The following is a 16,558-nucleotide window of genomic DNA, read 5'->3' on the forward strand; positions in this document are numbered from 1 at the left end:
AGGTATCATCTGTGCCCGTTTCTGACCATATGGGGTCTTTACCTGGAACAATCAATTGCGATTGTCGCCGAAACCCCGTTTTTGTCTTTCCAACCCGACTCAACATAAGGTTCGGACATCACCATGACGCAAGCGAGCAAGCAACAGCGCGATATCCTGGTTACCAGCGCCCTGCCCTACGCCAACGGGCCCATTCATCTGGGGCACCTGCTGGAATACATTCAGACCGATATCTGGGTGCGCTACCAGAATATGCGTGGCCACAACTGCTACTACGTTTGCGCCGACGATGCCCATGGCACTGCCATCATGCTGCGGGCCGAGCGTGAGGGGATTACCCCGGAGCAGCTGATTGACCGGATTCGCCAGGAGCATCAGGAAGACTTCGCCGGCTTCCACATCCGTTTCAATAACTACTATTCCACCCATTCGGAGGAGAACCAGTTTTTCTCCGAGTACATTTACCGCCAGATCCAGCAGAACGGGAATATCGCCACCCGCAATATCACCCAGTTCTATGATCCTGAAAAGCAGATGTTCCTGGCGGACCGTTTCATCAAGGGCACTTGCCCCAAGTGTAAGGCGGAAGATCAGTACGGCGATAACTGCGAAGCCTGTGGCGCCACCTATACCCCTGCCGAGCTGATCAATCCCCGCTCTGCGGTGTCGGGCGCTACGCCGGTTGAGAAAGAGTCCGAGCACTATTTCTTCAAGCTGCCGGAGTTCCACGATTTCCTGAGCAAGTGGACCCGCAGTGGTGCCCTTCAGCCGCAGGTGGCCAACAAGCTGGCCGAGTGGCTGGATGCGGGCCTGCAGGAGTGGGATATCAGCCGGGATGCGCCCTATTTCGGGTTTGAGATTCCGGATGCGCCCGGCAAGTATTTCTATGTGTGGCTGGACGCGCCTATCGGTTACCTGGCCAGCTTCAAGAACCTGTGTAACCGCGAAGGCATTGATTTCGAGCATTTCTGGAAGAAAGATTCCACCGCCGAGGTGTACCACTTCATCGGCAAGGACATCATCAACTTCCACGCCCTGTTCTGGCCGTCGATGCTGCACGATGCCGGTTTCCGCACGCCAACGGCGGTCTGGGCCCATGGTTTTGTCACGGTCAACGGCAAGAAGATGTCCAAATCCCGCGGCACCTTCATCATGGCCCGCACCTATCTGGACCATCTGAACCCGGAATACCTGCGCTACTACTTCGCCGCCAAGCTGACCGGTGGCGTGGATGACATGGACCTGAACCTGGAAGACTTCGCCGCCCGGGTGAATTCAGACCTGGTGGGCAAGGTGGTGAACATCGCCAGCCGCAGCGCCGGGTTCATCACCAAGCGCTTTGACGGCAAGCTGGGCAAGGTCACCGAACAGGACAAGCTGAAAGAGTTTATCGACGCGGGTGAGCAGATTGCCGAGTTCTACGAAACACGAGAGTTCGGCCGCGCCATGCGCCGGATCATGGAGCTGGCCGACATTGCCAACCAGTACGTGAACGACGAGCAGCCATGGGTGATCGCCAAGCAGGAAGGCCAGGATGACAAGCTGCAGGCCATCTGTACCAACGCCATCAACATGTTCCGCCTGCTGATCACGTATCTGGCACCGGTGCTGCCCAAGATGGCCCAGGCCTCCGAATCGTTCCTGAATGACCGGCTTAACTGGAATCGCCGCCATGAACTTCTGGAAGATCATGGTATCGACAAGTTCAAGCCCCTGATGAACCGGGTCGACATGGTGCAGATCGAGAAAATGCTGGATGCCTCGAAAGAAGAGCTGCCAGCGGCACTGGGCGACACCAATAAGCAGCCTGCGCAGGATCTGGAGCCAGTTGCAGACGAGATTGAGTTCCCGGATTTCGCCAAAGTGGATCTTCGCGTGGCAAAGATTGTCAAAGCCGAACATGTTGAGGGCGCCGACAAGCTTCTTCGCCTGACTCTTGATGTGGGGCATGGCGAGCGCAATGTGTTTGCTGGTATCAAGTCAGCTTACAAACCGGAGGATCTGGAAGGCCGCATGACCGTGATGGTGGCCAACCTGAAACCCCGCAAGATGAAGTTTGGCATGTCCGAAGGCATGGTCCTGGCGGCGGGCCCCGGGGGTAAAGAAATTTTCATTCTGTCGCCCGATTCCGGTGCCACGCCCGGCATGCGGGTCATGTAAGCAGCAACAGGCAGAGACACTCCGATGACAGAGTATTTGCTGATACTGGTCAGTACCATTCTGGTGAACAACTTCGTGCTGGTGCAGTTCCTGGGGCTGTGTCCGTTCATGGGGGTTTCCGGCAAGCTGGAAACCGCCATGGGTATGTCCCTGGCCACCACGTTTGTGCTGACGCTGGCATCGGTGTGCAGTTACCTGGCGTATACCTATCTGCTGGAGCCCCTTGATCTGGCGTTCCTGAGAACCATCACGTTTATCCTGGTGATTGCCGTGGTGGTTCAGTTCACCGAAATGGTGGTCCGCAAGACCAGCCCCCTGCTCTACCGCGTACTGGGCATTTTCCTGCCGCTGATCACTACCAACTGTGCGGTGCTTGGCGTGGCCCTGTTGAACATCAACAAGAACAACAACTTCGTTGAATCGGTTTTGTACGGCTTCGGCGCTGCTGCAGGCTTCTCGCTGGTGCTGGTGCTGTTTGCCGCCATGCGGGAACGGATTGCCGTATCTGATGTACCAGTGGCCTTCAGGGGGGCGTCTATCGGCTTGATCACCGCAGGCTTGATGGCGCTGGCATTCCTGGGTTTCACTGGCCTGGTTGCGGTCTGACGGAGCGGTTGATTTATGTGGACAAGTTTCCTGATAGCCGTTGTGGTGCTGCTCGCCCTGGCTCTGGTGTTCGGCGGATTGCTGGGCTTTGCTTCTGAGCGCTTCAAGGTTGAAGGTAACCCCCTGGTCGAGCAGATAGATGCTCTGCTGCCTCAAACCCAATGCGGCCAATGCGGTTTCCCCGGCTGCCGCCCCTACGCCGAAGCCATCGCCAACGGTGATGCCATCAACAAATGCCCGCCAGGCGGTGAAACCACCATCAAGGCGCTGGCCGACCTGCTGGATGTGGAACCTCAGCCGCTGGACGCCGAACATGGTGTGGCTCAGGCCAAGCGGGTTGCGGTTATTCGAGAAGACGAATGCATTGGCTGCACCAAATGCATTCAGGCTTGCCCGGTGGACGCCATTCTTGGCTCCGCAAAACATATGCACACCGTTATTGAGAGCGAGTGCACAGGCTGTGACCTGTGTGTGGAGCCCTGCCCCGTGGACTGTATTGACATGGTCACCATTGAGCCAGACATACGAAGCTGGACCTGGTCTCCCCCGGAACCAACCATTATTGCTACTGATCGCCAGGGAGCCCGTGCCTGATGACGCAACTATGGGATTTTTCCGGCGGTGTTCATCCGTCTGAAAACAAACACCAGTCCACCAGCCGCCCCATTCGCATGGCCGGCATACCGGAACGTTTGGTACTGCCGCTACAACAGCACATCGGTGAGCCGGCTGAAGTCATTGTTGAGGTTGGCGAGCGTGTACTCAAGGGCCAGAAGATTGCCGATGTCACTACTGGCATGGGCGTGCCGGTGCATGCGTCTACATCTGGCGTTATCGAAGCCATTGAACTGCGACCGGTTCCTCACCCTTCTGGCATGTCTGACTGGTGCGTGGTGCTGAAACCCGATGGCGAAGACCAGTGGTGCCAACTTGAGCCCATCGGCGATTATCACAAACTGGACCGGGAGAAGGTACTGCACTTGATCCGGGAAGCGGGCATTGCCGGTATGGGCGGCGCCGGCTTCCCTACCGACATCAAATTGCGCCCGCCCCGGGATCGCAAAGTCGAAACCCTGATTCTCAACGGTGCAGAGTGCGAGCCGTACATCACCGCCGACGACATGACCATGCGCGAACACGCCACAGAGGTCGTCAATGGCTTGAAAGTGATGGCCTGGATTCTTCGGCCGTCCCGCTGTGTGGTCGGTATCGAAGACAACAAACCCGAAGCCATTGCCGCCATGCGGGAAGCGGTTCAGGGCACCCAGATTGAGATTGCGGTGATTCCCACCAAGTATCCGTCCGGCGGGGAAAAACAGCTGGTCCAGATTCTGACTGGCCTGGAAGTGCCCAGTGGAGGCATTCCCGCCGATATCGGCGTGATGTGCCAGAACGTCGGCACCGCAATGGCGGTGTCCCGGGCTGTTTTCGAAGGCAAGCCCTTGATCTCCCGCATTGTCACAGTTACTGGCAAGGCCGTTGGTGAGCCGGGCAACTTCGAAATACTGGTAGGGACACCGGTCAGTTACCTGCTTGAAAGTGCCGGGCTGCAAAAGAGCCAGCTGAACAGGCTGGTGCTTGGCGGGCCGATGATGGGGTACACCCTCACCACAGACACCATACCGCTGGTTAAAACATCCAACTGCATCATTGCCGCCACCGTTGACGAGTTGCCCGCGCCGCCACCGGAACAGCCCTGTATCCGCTGCAGCCAGTGTGCCGAGGCCTGCCCGATGGAACTGCTGCCCCAACAGCTGTTCTGGTACTCGAAGGCCTCCGAATTCGAGAAAGCGGAACACCTGAACCTGTTTGATTGCATCGAGTGTGGCGCCTGCTCCTACGTCTGCCCAAGCTCCATTCCCCTGGTTCAATACTACCGCTACGCCAAGGATGAGATCCGTAAGCAGCGTGCGGAGCAGCTGAAATCCGATCACGCCCGCGAGCGCTTTGAAGCCCGCCAGGCCCGGTTGGAGCGGGAACAGCAGGAGAAAGAGCTGCGGCGCAAAGAACGGGCAAAGGCGGCCGCCGAAGCCCAGGCCCAGAAACAGGCCGAAGCGGAACAAACGGTTGCCGAGGGTGAAGCCACCGATGAGCGGGCGGCAAAGGCGGCGCTGGTGCAACAGGCCCTTGAGCGCAAGAAAGCCAAGGCTGCCCAGACAGCGGAACCGGCGCCGGCAGCTGCGCCCGCCGTTGAACAGCCCGATATTGAAACGCTGGAAAAGCAGCTGATGCAAGCCGAAACCAAACTCAGCACCATGCAGGGCATGCTGGAGGAAGCCAGGGCCCAGCAGGCCGACAACGTGGAGAAGCTGGAACGAGCTGTGGCCAAGAATCACGACCGGGTGGAACGGGCCCGCGAGGCCCTGGCCGAAGCCCGGGGCCAGATGGCCACCAACACCTCGGATGCGTCCTCCGAGTAACCCACTGCAGGCTTATCGTTTATGGCATTAGTTCAACAGTCATCACCCCATGCCCGAAATGCCCGGCCGACATCCCGGGTTATGCTCTGGGTTATTCTGGCGGCCATACCTGGCCTGATCGCCCAGACCCTGTTTTTCGGTTGGGGCAACCTGATCAATGTGGTCTGGTGTATCGCCCTGGCCCTGGCTTCAGAAGCGGCGATCCTGAAACTGCGCGGCAAACCCATTTCGTTCTTCCTCAAAGACAATACCGCCGCGGTAACCGGTCTGCTGCTCGGCTTGTCGCTGCCACAGTTCGCACCCTGGTGGGTTTCCGCCATCGCGGTGATTTCCGCCATTGTCGTAGCTAAACAGCTATACGGCGGGCTTGGGTCGAACCCATTCAATCCGGCCATGGTGGGCTATGCCCTGGCACTCATTTCCTTCCCGGTGGCAATGACCACCAACTGGGCCCAGGCGGCAACCCTGTGGGGTGGCGCACCGGGTTTTGGTGAAACCCTGGCCACTATCTTCTCCGCCAGCCAGACCACCATCGATGCCTGGACCATGGCGACGCCACTGGACGAATACAAACACAAGATCGCCACCCACACCGCCGCCGAAGTGCTGCAGCACCCAACCTTTGGCGACCTGGTTGCCCGTGGCTGGGAATGGGTCAACCTGGCCTTTCTGGCTGGCGGCCTGTTACTGATCTGGCTCCGAATCATCACCTGGCATATACCCGTCGCTTTCCTGGCCGCCATCGTTGTGATGAGTCTGGCATTCGGTAGCAATGCCGACATGTACGCACCATTACAACTTCACCTGCTGGCCGGCGGCACCATGCTGGGTGCTTTCTTTATCGCCACCGACCCGGTCTCGGCCGCCACCAGTCACCAGGGCAAGCTGATCTATGGCGCCGGCATTGGCGTGCTGGTTTATCTGATTCGAACCTGGGGCAATTACCCCGATGCAATAGCATTCAGTGTGCTGCTGATGAATTTCGCGGTGCCGTTTATCGACCACTACACCCCGCCCAGAACCTACGGTCATCACAAGGCCAAGCGTGGCGTGCCCAGCAAGAGTGGAGGTTAAGCGATGAATGCCATTACGACCTCTATCCGTCGCAGTGCCATCGGCCTCGGGCTGTTTGCCGTCATCACGGGTGGCACCATTGCCCTGACCCAGGGCATCACCAAAGACCGCATCCAGGAACAGGCCGAGCGGGCCGAAGCGCGCGCCCTGTTTGAGATTATCCCCGAACACCAGCACGACAACGATATGCTGCGCGATGTCATCACTCTGCCCGCCAATGCTCGCCAACCGGGCAGTGAACCGGTCAAAGCCTGGGTGGCCCGGCGCAATGGCCAGACAATTGGCATGATCCTGCCAGCCGTTGCTCCGGATGGTTATTCCGGCGAAATCCGATTGCTGGTAGGCATTGATCTGGACGGCCGCATACTGGGTGTGCGGGTCACTAACCACCGGGAAACCCCGGGGCTCGGAGACCGTATTGAAACCCGGAAATCCGACTGGGTGTACAGTTTTGATGGTCGCTCGCTGGGCAGTCCGCCCGCCGAGCAGTGGAACGTAAAAAAGAACGGTGGTGTGTTTGACCAGTTTACCGGTGCCACCATCACGCCCCGGGCGGTGGTCAAAGCCGTACAGCATTCGCTGGTCTACTTCCGCCAGAACCGGGATATTATCCGGGAGCGGCTGAACGAACCACCCGCGCCCAGAAACCGAACCCTGACTCCGGAAGCCATTGCCGGTGAATCCACTCCTGCGGAGCATTCCTGATCATGGCCACTAAATCATCCGCTGAAATCATCAGAGACGGCCTGTGGACCAATAACCCGGCCCTGGTTCAGGTGCTCGGCTTATGCCCGCTGCTGGCCGTAACCAGCACCGTGGTGAATGCCATTGGCCTCGGTATCGCCACGCTGATGGTTCTGATTGGCTCCAACCTGTCGGTCTCCATCATCCGTAACTTCGTCAACGAATCCGTCCGCCTTCCGGCGTTTGTGATGATCATTGCATCGTTTGTAACCTGTGCCGAATTGCTGATGCAGGCCTTCACCTACGAGCTTTACCAGATTCTTGGCATTTTCATTCCGCTGATCGTGACCAACTGCGCCATTCTTGGCCGTGCCGATGCCTTTGCGTCCAAGAACCCGCCGCTACCTGCACTGCTGGATGGCGCCATGATGGGCCTCGGCTTTCTGGCGGTGCTGGTGGTACTGGGTGGAATGCGGGAACTCGTTGGCCAGGGAACCCTGTTCGCAGACATGCATCTTTTGCTGGGCCCCATGGCGAGTGATTGGGTGATCCGACCCTTTGAACACTACCCGGATATGCTGTTTATGGTACTGCCGCCGGGGGCTTTCGTTGGTCTCGGCTTGCTGATTGCACTCAAGAACGGCATTGACCACCAGATCAAAGAACGCCGGACGGCGGCAGAGCCCGCAAGCACCAGCGCAGGCAGTAAACGGGTACGGGTAACCGGCACCATTTCCTGAACAATGCATTTTGAGCCACGATGAACAAACAGAAGCGCATTGAGATTTTCACCCGGCTACGGGACGAAAACCCCAATCCCACGACAGAGCTGAACTACAGTACGCCGTTTGAGCTGCTGATTGCCGTGATTCTGTCTGCTCAGGCAACGGACGTAGGGGTGAACAAGGCCACCGATAAACTGTATCCCGTCGCCAACACACCCGAGGCCATCTACGCCTTGGGCGTGGACGGCCTGAAGGACTATATAAAAACCATCGGCCTGTTTAACAGTAAAGCCGAGAATGTCATCAAAACCTGCAAGATTCTGATGGAGCAGCACAACAGTCAGGTACCGGACAACCGTGAGGCCCTGGAAGCCCTGCCCGGCGTTGGTCGTAAAACCGCCAACGTGGTTTTGAATACAGCATTCCGACAGCCTGCAATGGCGGTTGATACCCATATTTTCCGGGTTTCAAACCGCACCGGTATTGCGCCGGGTAAAAATGTGGTCGAAGTTGAGAAACGACTGATGAGGCTGGTGCCTAAAGAGTTTCTGATGGATGCCCACCATTGGCTGATTCTGCATGGCCGATACACCTGTACCGCCCGCAAGCCCAAGTGTGGGGCGTGTCTGATTGAAGATCTTTGCGAATTCAAGCACAAACGGGACTACCAGTAATCCAACATTAAAAAAGCCGGCAAATGCCGGCTTTTTTTGTAGGCAAACAGGTTGCTTCAGCGTTTGCCCAGCATCTTTTCTTTAAGGTCTTTCTGAGCCGGCTTGTCAGACAGCCAGATACCAAACAAGGCTTTCTTGAACTCCAGGTCGCCCACGGTGTCGCGCTGTTCACCGTTTTTAAGCACCTGAACGCCCTGCTCCGGCACATAGACCAGATCGAAGACATCGCCTTCTTTGATCTCTTCCTGGAATACCGCCATGAACTGGTCTACCTCAGCCTGAATACCAGACAGGTCACCACCGGTGGACGCTTGGAATCCCTCCATAGTGGCTTCCGTCATGCGCTCGCTGGTGATCATGCCAGAGGTGATATGCAGGGTAATGGCCTGGGGCTCATCGGCATCAATAACCGCTTCAGCATCGGCCACTTTCTCCGGTACATAAAGGCCACCAACGTACAGATTCATAAACCACTTGGAGCGAGTTCCTGCGCCATTAAGCTGCAACTCCTGCCCCATGGCAGAATAGGTGTCCGGCACATCGACACCGCCAACATTCAGGGCATAAGCCGGTGCAGCCAAAGCGCCTGTCAGCAGCAGAGATGCGAAACCTGTGATAAGCGTCTTCTTCATAGTCCTTTCCTTTCGATCATTATTATTGAATGTTTCATTCGTCCCCGGATTCGACACCCTATTCCCGCCGGGAGACGACATTCTAACAATGAAAATTAGAGGCCTATCGCCACCTGGTTCTCAATTGCTGCCACATTTAACAAAAAAGCCAGCCATGTTGCCATGGCTGGCTTTTCCTTTTCCCTGGCTCCGGGGCTATTTAAACAGCAAGCTACCAGACAAACCTTCTTTTTCCAGAATTTCCCTGAGACGCCGTAACGCCTCAACCTGGATCTGGCGCACTCGTTCACGGGTCAACCCGATTTCCTGGCCCACCTCTTCCAGGGTACTGATGGGGTAACCGCGCAACCCAAAACGGCGGGAAAGCACTTCCTGCTGTTTGTCGCTCAGCTGGTCAATCCACTTTTCCAGGCAGGAACACATGTTGTTGTCCTGAAGCAGATCCGCCGGGTCCAGAGCGCCCTCATCGGCGACGGTGTCCAACAGCGATTTGTCGCTGCCGGCACCAATCGGCGTGTCCATGGACGCCACGCGCTCATTAAGGCCGAGCATGCGCTTCACATCCGCCACCGGCTTGTCCACCATGCGTGCGATTTCCTCGGCGGTGGGCTCGTGGTCCAGCTTCTGGGTCAACTCCCGGGCTGCCCGAAGATAAAGGTTCAGCTCCTTGACCACGTGGATGGGCAGGCGGATGGTGCGGGTCTGATTCATGATCGCCCGCTCGATGGTCTGGCGAATCCACCAGGTGGCGTAGGTTGAAAACCGGAAGCCCCGTTCCGGATCGAATTTTTCAACAGCCCGGATCAGCCCGAGGTTACCCTCTTCAATCAGGTCCAGCAGGGTGAGACCGCGATTCACGTAGCGCCGGGCGATTTTAACAACCAGTCTCAGGTTGCTTTCAATCATCCGCTTGCGGCCAGACTCTTCGCCTTTGCGGGCCAGCCGCGCGAAGTAGACTTCTTCCTCGGGAGTGAGCAGTGGTGAGAAACCGATTTCATTAAGGTACAGCTGCGTGGCATCGAGCTGCTTCTGACTGGTGAAATACTTTCCCTGAGTGGGAAAGTCGTCTTCCGCTTCTGCCATCGCGTCGTCTGCTGATGGCTTTTCAGGCTTGTCTTCCGCTAACAGATGATCGTCTGCGTCATCCAGATCTGCAACACGATCGATAATGATGTCTTCTTGCTCTGCTGACATGGTGTACCCCGCCTCTCAATAATCCTGTTTCGCCCGATACTTCTTGTTATTGCGGGCTGGTTCCGGTTGTGGTTTTCTTCAGGACATTAGCTTGTTGGCTGGCAATCACAGTTGCCGTTTTTATTTTTTACTTTGCGGTTTTCTGTCAGGCCTTACTGGCAATCACCTCAGAAACATCCAGCTTTCTGATCAATCAACGTCTTGGCAGGTATCTGGCCGGGTCAACCGGGTTGCCGTTCTTGCGAATCTCGAAATGCAACATCGGTTTGTCTGTACCAGAACTGCCCAGTTCCGCGATTACCTGTCCGGCTTTTACCTCCTCTCCTTCCTGCACCAAAATCTTCCGGTTGTGGGCGTATGCGCTCAGGTAGTGCTCGTTATGATTTACGATAATCAGGTTTCCGTAACCCAGCAACCCATTACCGGCATACACCACACTTCCACTCGCCGCCGCCTTCACAGCATCACCGGGATTTCCGGCAATATCAATACCTTTGTTGACTTTTCCTGACTCTGAAAAGTTTGCAATAACGGTGCCAGAGTGAGGCCAGTTCCAGCGAATGTCTGACGCCACCTGGCTACCCGTTCGTGCCTGAGTCGCTGGGGCCGGTGCTCTGGCAGCAGGTTTGGACGCTGTGGGCGCTGGTGCCCTGGTGCTGGAGGTGGTGGGCCTGGGAGCAGGCGCGGATTGTCTGGGCGGAGAGGACGCCTGGGCAGTCTGGCGAATGGTGCCCTTCCTGTCCAGCCGCAGCACCTGCCCTGCTTTGATGTTCCAGGGTGGTGCAAGGCCGTTGGCATCCCCCAGTTCCCGATAGTCCCGGCCATAACGCCAGGCAATGCCGTATAGCGTTTCCCCGGGTTTCACAACATGACTACCCCAATACACAGGGGGGTTGTAGAGGTCGTCGCCATAGATCGCGTTGGTGTTGCAGCCGGATAAGCCAAGCATTGCCAACAGCAGCAGGACAGCAGATACCACAACGGGCAGACCAGTGCGCCGCCGGCAGAACGCTTCCGTAGCAGGCGGGAGCCTGGTCGGAAGAACAGCTTGAATGTGCCGGCTAAAGAGAATCACGTAATAACAAACGCCTGATTATGATAAATCTATCTAAGAAACTGATCACTTTCGATGCAATTTCTCATGTTTCAGGACTAACTTACTAATATATTGCACATTTTATAATCAATTCCAAGTTACTCTGCGCACAGGTTTGTTACCGTCCGGAACGATATTTTGTGCGTCAGGTAACACTTTTATCGGTCAGGGCGCGACATTCTGGTGCCGTCGGGCCGATATCCGCCCAAACCATTCCAACGCAAGCACAACGACCAAACCCGCAATGGCCATGGCGATGGCCAGCATTATCTGCGGGTCCTGGCCATACAGGCTGGCCCAGGTTTCCGGGCCTACCGGAGCCTGGCTCACGGCCACCTGCTCACCAGCGCTATTGGTACGCCAACTCAGGGTTTTCTGCCACGGCCACACCTTGCTCAGCGCCCCCACCATAAAGCCCGTCAATAGCGCTAATACGGTGTCGTGAAAATGCCGGAACGCCAGGGTGATTATCCGGGCGACAGACAGAAGTCCAATCAAGCATCCTGCAGCAAACAATCCCAGATGGGCCAGCTCAACGGATTTTATCGCGGCCAGAACCGGTGCATACATCCCGATAATCAACAACAGAAAACTGCCAGAGACGCCGGGCAGGATCATCGCACAGATAGCCAGCGCCCCCGCACCCAGGAAAGCAATGCCCGTTGGCGACAGCTCACTCGCGGGCAATGTGGTTACCCACCAGGCAAACACGATGCCGCACGCCAGGGGAATCAGCAACACCGGCGCTACCCGGCGAACCTGCTGCCCTACGTGCCAGACAGAGGCAACAATCAAGCCGAAAAAGAAGCTCCAGATTAACACCGGGTGAGTATCCAGGAGCCAGGTGATCAGCGAGGCCAGGCTCACAATACTGGTCAACACACCGGCCAGCAGGCACATCAGGAAGGTACCATCCACCGAGCGCCAGAAGCCGGTCACATCCCCTTTGAGCAGTTTCCGGACAAAGGCCACCGGTGTGGCGCTGATGGCTTCCAGCAGGCGGAAATAGATGCCCGTTATGAACGCAATGGTGCCGCCAGACACCCCCGGCACGATATCGGCCGCGCCCATGGCCATACCCCGCAGGAATACCGCTACCGGATGATGTTCACGGTTTGTTTCGCTATCGGGCGTCGTCTGCATCAACGAACAACCCCGCCCAGCAAGGGGACAAAATGAACAGGCTCCAGTTCGCGCCGCTCAAAACGTTCCCCACGGCGAATGATCTCCACCAGAACCTGCTGGTGCTCGCCAACCGGGGCGATCAGTACACCACCATCGGCTAGCTGATCGAGCAATTCCTGCGGCACGTCTACCGGCGCAGCGGTCACGATAATGCCGTCAAAAGGCCCCCGCTCGGGCCAGCCCATACCACCATCCGCATGCTTGAGCATGACATTGCGAATATTGAGCTGCCGCAGACGGTCCCGGGCTCGCTCCTGCAACGGGCGTATGCGTTCAACGCTGTAGATGTCATCGAACAACTGCGACAACACCGTGGTCTGATACCCGGAACCGGTGCCAAGCTCCAGCACCCGGGCCGGCTGATGCGCCAGCAGCAGCTCCGTCATGCGGGCAACAATGTAGGGCTGGGAGAGGGTCTGGCCATAGCCGATGGGTAGTGAGGTATCCTCGTAGGCGCGGTGGGCAAGGGCTTCGTCCAGAAAGATGTGCCGGGGTACCTGACCAATCACCTCCAGTACCCGGTCTGATTCAATGCCAGCTTCCCGTAACCGCTGCACCAGTCGCAGGCGGGTGCGCCTGGACGTCATACCGATCCCTTCAAGTTGAGCGATCACGATGTCGCCCCCCTGGCACCTTCCAAACCATCTACCCAGTCCCGCAGCCCCGGCAGCGCTTCGTAACGGGTCATATCAACGTGGACAGGGGTAATGGAAACATAACCCTCACGTACCGCATGGAAATCCGTGCCAGGCCCGGCATCGCCGCCGCGGCCTGCGGCACCAATCCAGTAGCGCTGCTTGCCTCGGGGGCAGGTCATCGGAACCGCCCCTTCTGCCCTCTCCCGATGGCCCAGGCGAGTGACCTGGATACCGGAGAGTTCGTGCCAGGGCAGATCAGGAACGTTCACATTGAGGATAGAGCGAGGCCCCAAAGCCAGGGCCCGCTTGTCTTCCAGCAGCAAACGAACCACCCGTGCGGCGGTGTCATAATGGAAATGGCCATCGTTAACCAGTGATACGGCAATAGCCGGTAGCCCAAGGTGACGACCTTCAGTGGCCGCAGCTACCGTTCCGGAATAGATAATGTCGTCGCCCAGGTTGGCGTGGGTGTTGATACCGGACACGACTCGATCAAAAGGCTGATCGAACAGGCCGTTCACTGCCAGATGCACGCAATCGGTGGGCGTACCATCAACCGAGTGAAACCCGTTGGGGTGCTCTTCCACCGTCAGCGGGCGGCTTAACGTCAAGGCATTACTGGCTCCGCTGTGGTCACGGTCCGGCGCAACCACCTCCAACACACCAAGGCCCCCAAGGCCTTCAAACAGGGCCACAAGACCCGGCGAATGCACGCCATCATCATTGGACAACAAAATACGCACAGTGTTCTCCGCTAGCTTTCTTGCTTATTATCACGGCTGAGGCTCATGTCCTTCAGCTCAAAAATATCTCCCAGCACCGTGGTGGCATACTGCCCCGGTGGCAGGAAAAACTGTATCCGCAGGGCATTGTCATCCTGCCACTGCCAGTTCATTTGCTCAGGCCGGGTTACCAGGGCCCGACGCTCCGGTTTCATGCGGGTGCTGAGAAACAGCCGCTCGAACTCCGGGTGCTCTGACACCACTGCCCGCTCAAGCTCCGCCAATTCTCCAGTTGCCAGAGTGCCACCATCGCCCCACAGTGGCCCGGTAGGCTGGCCGTCTTCAGAGGGCTCTCCGGGCACACCGTTGAACCAGTTGCCCGCTTCAACCCGAGCAGCCAGGACTTCGTTAAACAACCAGGAACGTGCCGCCGAAAAGTACAATACGTTTTTCGAACCGCTTCCGCCACCGCCGCGACGGCCGCCTTTCTTCCGGTTCAATCGGGAAGGGTCAAGATTCACTGCCCGTTCCAGATTGCCGCCGCCAATGCCAAACCGCTGCGGCCCGAAATAATTCGGGGCTCCCCGCTCGCCAAGCAACGTCAGCGCCTGCTCAATGTCCACTCTATTGCTGTTGACTTGCCTTAACATCAGGTCAAATTCATTGCCCAGATGCTCGCCTCGGCGAAGCTTGCGTGCATGGCGGCCACTCGCCAACACCGGCCACCGGGCACCAATGGCTTGCAGCAGCGCAGCATCCTCGGATTCCCGGCCCGGGCAGTAGAGACTGAACCATTGCTTGGTAACCGCATGGCGATCCTTCAAACCACAAAAGCCCACCTCAAACGCCTTGCAACCCGCCAAGGCCGCCAACTCCCGGGCAACATACTCGGTATTGTCGCCAGACTTCTCAAGACGCACGCACAAGTGCTCACCGGCCCCTCCATGCACGGAACCTGGCAATTCAGAATCTGGCCAGAGTCTCTCTGTAACCCGGAAATCCTCAGGAACCGACTTTAACTGCGCCTTGCCCGGGCGCTTACCTGAAGATGTGGGCCACTCAAGACGCCAACGGGGCGCACCGTTATCCTGACTCACATGGCCACCGGTTCGAGCAAACACACTGCCTGGCAGGCAATGCCCTCACCGCGCCCGGTAAAGCCAAGCTTCTCCGTGGTGGTGGCTTTCACACTCACCCGATTCACCGGCACCCCCAGATCCTCAGCAATATTGAGACGCATCGCCTCCACATGAGGTGCCATCTTCGGCGCCTGGGCAATAATCGTGGTATCCACATTCACCACAGCAAAGCCTTCCTCCAATACCCGCCGCATCACCCGACGCAACAGATCCCGGCTATCGGCCCCCGCCCACTCGTCGCTGGTGTCCGGAAAAAAATGCCCGATGTCACCCAGCGCCACCGCACCGAGCAGGGCATCCGCCAGTGCATGCAACAGCACATCGCCATCCGAATGGGCTTTCAGGCCATGACTATGGGGAATCTCAACACCACCCAGAATGACAGAACTGCCCTCACCAAAGGCATGGACATCAAAGCCCTGACCAATGCGCATCATCGTCTCCGAGAAAAACAGAAATAAACAAGAGGCGGGAAAACCCTACAGCCGACCCAGAATAAACTCGGCCAGCGCAAGGTCCGACGGCACCGTAACCTTCAGATTATCCGGCCGCCCTTCCACCAGAACAGGCATCTTACCGGAAAACTCCATCGCAGAGGACTCATCGGTAACCCCGTGACCACTTTCCAGACAGGATTCAAGAGCGGCCCTGAGCGCACCAAACCGAAACATCTGCGGTGTCAACGCCCGCCACAACCGACTCCGATCCACCGTCTGCGCCACCTCTGGCGGAATGCCGTCATCCGCCAGCTTCAAAGTATCCGCCACCGGCGCCGCCAGCAGCCCGCCAACCGGGTGCTCAGACAGCGTATCGATCAGATTGGAAAGATCATCGGCATGCAAACACGGCCGCGCCGCATCGTGCACCAACACCCAATCCGACTCATCCGCCTGCTCCGCCAGCGCATGCAACGCCGAAAGCACCGAATCCGCCCGTTCCTTGCCACCAGTACAGGTCTGGATACGATCGTTTCTGGAGGATTCACTATCCGGCCACCAGTGATCCGCCGGGTTCAACGGCACCATGCAGCCCTTTAACGGCGCGTTATCCAGTAAACGGGAGAGGGTAATATCGAGGATAAAGCGGTTATTGATCTTGAGGTACTGCTTGGGACATTCAGCTTTCATGCGCTGGCCGATGCCGGCAGCAGGAACAACAAGCCAAAGTTGAGGTTTCATAATCGGAAGGCCCGCACTGTGTCAGGAGAGCGCCGGGGAGTGTCTCTCCGGGAATTTCGAAGGCCATGGATGGCCTGAGAGAAGCGCACATGGATGTGCTCGTAGCGGTTCCCGGAGAGACACTCCCCGGTGCTCGGAACACCCAAAGCTGAAATCAGTTCTCGACCACGAGAAAAAACGTCTCGTCTTCACGAATAAGCCCAAGATTCATGCGGGCACGCTCTTCCACCGCCCCCTGCTCGTTACGAAGATTCCGCACCTCCGCATAAAGCCGGTCATTACGCCCCGCCAACCCGGCATTCTCCGCCCGCTGCTCAGCAATCGCCTTCTCCAACGACCAAACCTGCGCAAAGCTACCCTCCCCGACCCACAGGCGAACCTGCAGCAGGAGAATCAGCACTACCAGAATGGCCCAAAGCGTTTTCATGCCA

Annotated in this window: 18 protein-coding genes; 8 read left to right on the plus strand and 10 right to left on the minus strand. The window is 57.6% G+C overall.

What is annotated here, in order from left to right; genetic code table 11:
* Positions 1–123 precede the first annotated feature (123 nt).
* Genes metG through nth form a run of 8 tightly spaced genes read left to right on the plus strand, consistent with a single transcriptional unit; the run spans position 124 to position 8,343 of the window.
* On the plus strand, positions 124–2,160 hold the full coding sequence (metG, locus tag QUE75_RS12035) for a methionine--tRNA ligase (protein WP_286250391.1): 2,037 nt from the start codon (positions 124–126) through the stop codon (positions 2,158–2,160).
* A 24-nt stretch (positions 2,161–2,184) separates the two neighbouring features.
* Positions 2,185–2,766, plus strand: coding sequence for an electron transport complex subunit RsxA (rsxA, locus tag QUE75_RS12040; RefSeq protein ID WP_058090326.1), 582 nt, complete (start codon positions 2,185–2,187; stop codon positions 2,764–2,766).
* A gap of 15 nt (positions 2,767–2,781) precedes the next feature.
* On the plus strand, positions 2,782–3,360 hold the full coding sequence (rsxB, locus tag QUE75_RS12045) for an electron transport complex subunit RsxB (protein ID WP_061332676.1): 579 nt from the start codon (positions 2,782–2,784) through the stop codon (positions 3,358–3,360).
* On the plus strand, positions 3,360–5,186 hold the full coding sequence (rsxC, locus tag QUE75_RS12050; protein WP_286250399.1) for an electron transport complex subunit RsxC: 1,827 nt from the start codon (positions 3,360–3,362) through the stop codon (positions 5,184–5,186). Before rsxB ends, rsxC begins: the two co-directional genes overlap by 1 nt.
* 21 nt (positions 5,187–5,207) lie before the next feature.
* A complete protein-coding gene (rsxD, locus tag QUE75_RS12055; RefSeq protein ID WP_286250401.1) occupies positions 5,208–6,260 on the plus strand; it encodes an electron transport complex subunit RsxD in 1,053 nt (350 codons plus the stop codon).
* Between the two features lie 3 nt (positions 6,261–6,263).
* Complete coding sequence (gene rsxG, locus QUE75_RS12060) at positions 6,264–6,965, plus strand: electron transport complex subunit RsxG (RefSeq protein WP_286250403.1); 702 nt, start codon at positions 6,264–6,266, stop codon at positions 6,963–6,965.
* 2 nt (positions 6,966–6,967) lie between these two features.
* Positions 6,968–7,684, plus strand: coding sequence for an electron transport complex subunit E (locus QUE75_RS12065; RefSeq protein ID WP_286250405.1), 717 nt, complete (start codon positions 6,968–6,970; stop codon positions 7,682–7,684).
* A 20-nt stretch (positions 7,685–7,704) separates the two neighbouring features.
* Positions 7,705–8,343, plus strand: a complete 639-nt coding sequence (gene nth, locus QUE75_RS12070; RefSeq protein ID WP_106693693.1) for an endonuclease III — start codon at positions 7,705–7,707, stop codon at positions 8,341–8,343.
* A gap of 56 nt (positions 8,344–8,399) precedes the next feature.
* On the opposite strand, the gene QUE75_RS12075 is transcribed toward nth, so the two are convergent.
* The 10 genes from QUE75_RS12075 to QUE75_RS12120 form a co-directional block, all read right to left on the minus strand.
* The gene (locus tag QUE75_RS12075; protein WP_058090333.1) at positions 8,400–8,975 is read right to left on the minus strand and encodes a chalcone isomerase family protein; all 576 of its coding nucleotides are present in this window, start codon (positions 8,973–8,975) and stop codon (positions 8,400–8,402) included.
* A gap of 195 nt (positions 8,976–9,170) precedes the next feature.
* Positions 9,171–10,058 (minus strand): RNA polymerase sigma factor RpoS, encoded by an 888-nt coding sequence (gene rpoS / locus QUE75_RS12080; protein ID WP_230714637.1) that lies wholly within the window; start codon positions 10,056–10,058, stop codon positions 9,171–9,173.
* A 304-nt stretch (positions 10,059–10,362) separates the two neighbouring features.
* Positions 10,363–11,118 carry a peptidoglycan DD-metalloendopeptidase family protein gene (locus tag QUE75_RS12085; RefSeq protein WP_396631712.1) on the minus strand — a complete coding sequence of 252 codons (756 nt, stop codon included), beginning with the start codon at positions 11,116–11,118 and terminating at the stop codon, positions 10,363–10,365.
* 312 nt (positions 11,119–11,430) lie between these two features.
* Positions 11,431–12,408, minus strand: coding sequence for a DUF368 domain-containing protein (locus tag QUE75_RS12090; protein ID WP_286250411.1), 978 nt, complete (start codon positions 12,406–12,408; stop codon positions 11,431–11,433).
* Complete coding sequence (locus QUE75_RS12095) at positions 12,408–13,064, minus strand: protein-L-isoaspartate(D-aspartate) O-methyltransferase (protein ID WP_061332668.1); 657 nt, start codon at positions 13,062–13,064, stop codon at positions 12,408–12,410. Before QUE75_RS12095 ends, QUE75_RS12090 begins: the two co-directional genes overlap by 1 nt.
* The gene (surE, locus tag QUE75_RS12100; RefSeq protein ID WP_061332667.1) at positions 13,061–13,831 is read right to left on the minus strand and encodes a 5'/3'-nucleotidase SurE; all 771 of its coding nucleotides are present in this window, start codon (positions 13,829–13,831) and stop codon (positions 13,061–13,063) included. Before surE ends, QUE75_RS12095 begins: the two co-directional genes overlap by 4 nt.
* A gap of 11 nt (positions 13,832–13,842) precedes the next feature.
* Positions 13,843–14,907 (minus strand): tRNA pseudouridine(13) synthase TruD, encoded by a 1,065-nt coding sequence (gene truD / locus QUE75_RS12105; protein WP_286250415.1) that lies wholly within the window; start codon positions 14,905–14,907, stop codon positions 13,843–13,845.
* Positions 14,904–15,383 (minus strand): 2-C-methyl-D-erythritol 2,4-cyclodiphosphate synthase, encoded by a 480-nt coding sequence (gene ispF, locus QUE75_RS12110; protein WP_286255686.1) that lies wholly within the window; start codon positions 15,381–15,383, stop codon positions 14,904–14,906. Before ispF ends, truD begins: the two co-directional genes overlap by 4 nt.
* A 45-nt stretch (positions 15,384–15,428) precedes the next feature.
* Positions 15,429–16,127: a 2-C-methyl-D-erythritol 4-phosphate cytidylyltransferase gene (gene ispD / locus QUE75_RS12115; protein WP_286250417.1), complete on the minus strand. Its 699-nt coding sequence runs from the start codon at positions 16,125–16,127 to the stop codon at positions 15,429–15,431.
* 154 nt (positions 16,128–16,281) lie between these two features.
* On the minus strand, positions 16,282–16,554 hold the full coding sequence (locus QUE75_RS12120) for a septum formation initiator family protein (RefSeq protein WP_022990067.1): 273 nt from the start codon (positions 16,552–16,554) through the stop codon (positions 16,282–16,284).
* Positions 16,555–16,558: the final 4 nt, after the last annotated feature.

It is taken from the genome of Marinobacter shengliensis (assembly GCF_030297115.1).
In the GTDB taxonomy this organism is placed as follows: domain Bacteria; phylum Pseudomonadota; class Gammaproteobacteria; order Pseudomonadales; family Oleiphilaceae; genus Marinobacter; species Marinobacter shengliensis.